This is a genomic window from Pyramidobacter sp. C12-8 (genome assembly GCF_002007215.1).
In the GTDB taxonomy this organism is placed as follows: Bacteria; Synergistota; Synergistia; order Synergistales; family Dethiosulfovibrionaceae; genus Pyramidobacter.
On the sequence record NZ_MUHX01000066.1, the window covers coordinates 1 to 1,380 of the forward strand.

Consider the following 1,380-nt stretch of genomic DNA (forward strand, 5'->3'; position numbering starts at 1 on the left):
ATGCCGTAGGTGACTTTGGTGCCGGTCAGGCCGACGGTCATGGTGTCGTCGGTCGTGGCGAATTCCACGGTCGGAACCGGAGTTCCGCCCAGCTGCACGTTGTTCGTCGTGCTGCCGGCTTTCAGGTCAAAACCGGCTTTCAGTGCGGTGATGTCGGTGCCGTGCTGAACGACCGTAGTGTTGCTGTTCACCTGATTGTTGATCTGGCTGTTCAGCGCTGTTGTGTCGAGGCCGACGGTCAGTTTCTTGGCGGCGGCGTCGTAGGCGGTCTGGACGTAGTTGACGCCCGCGAACTCCAGGGTGTCGCCGGCCACGATCGGGCCTACGCTGCTACCGGATTTGACGTTGAAACCGGCTTTCAGGGCGGTGATGTCGGTGGTGTGCCCGTTTACCGTGGTGTTCAGACTGGTGATGGCGCCGTTGTTGGCGATGTTGAGGTGAGTTCCGAGGTTGGGGTCGGTCTTCACGGTGACGGTGGCGCCGTCGGCGGCGCTCGCCACTTCGACGAGGATTTTGTTGGCTTCGCCTTTGAACTGGATGTTCTTCTTGGGCGCGCCGCCGAGGGTGATGGTCTGCTTCGTACCGGCGGCGTTGCTGACGGTGAAGCCGCCCTTGAGGGCGTTGATGGCGGTGGTGTGCCCGGTGATGGTGGTGTTGTTGGCGATCTGGTTGTCGATGGCGGTGTTCAGGTTGGCGGTGTTGACTTTGTACTTCACACCGCTCGTGCCGACTTCGGATTCGATAATGTTGCCGTCGCCGGCGAACGTGATGATTTCCGTTCCGGTCTTGTCCGCGGTAATGGTTTTCGTTCCCGTCCCGGTGTCGGCGATCTTGAACTTGGCTTCGACGTTATTAATCACGGTGGAGCTGTTGTTGATGGTGCTGCTCAGATTCGCGCCGTTCAGGCCGATGGTGAGACCGCCCGTGTCAACTTTGGTGGTCACGCCGTTTTCGCCTTTCACGACCAGCGGCGTGACGGCGTTGATCTGTTTGCTGCCGGGCGTCGGGCTCTCGTTGTCTTTGACGGTCCAGTTGGCCGCTCCGCCGATGGCGTTGTTCAGCGCCGCGGTGTCGAGGCTGTACTTGACGCCGTTCGCGGTCATCGCGGAGGTGATGTAGGTGCCGTCGCCTTCGAACTTGATGGTTTCCGTGCCGGTCTTGTCCGCGGTGATGGTTTTCGTTCCCGTCCCGGCGTCGGCGATCTTGAACTTGGCCTGCACGTTGGTGATCGGGGTGGAGCCGTTGTTGATCTGATTGATCACGCTGCCGATGATGTTCTGCACGAGTTTGGTCTTGTCGATGCCGTAGGTGACTTTGGTGCCGGTCAGGCCGGTGATCTGACGGGTGACGCGCATACTGGCAGGGGTCGAAGAGCTGGTG

General features: G+C 60.4%; 1 protein-coding gene. It reads right to left on the reverse strand.

Annotated elements, in window-relative coordinates; translation table 11 throughout:
* Positions 1-1,380 (reverse strand): hypothetical protein (locus B0D78_RS12965; RefSeq protein ID WP_168170135.1); only part of this gene is annotated, 1,380 nt, incomplete at both ends.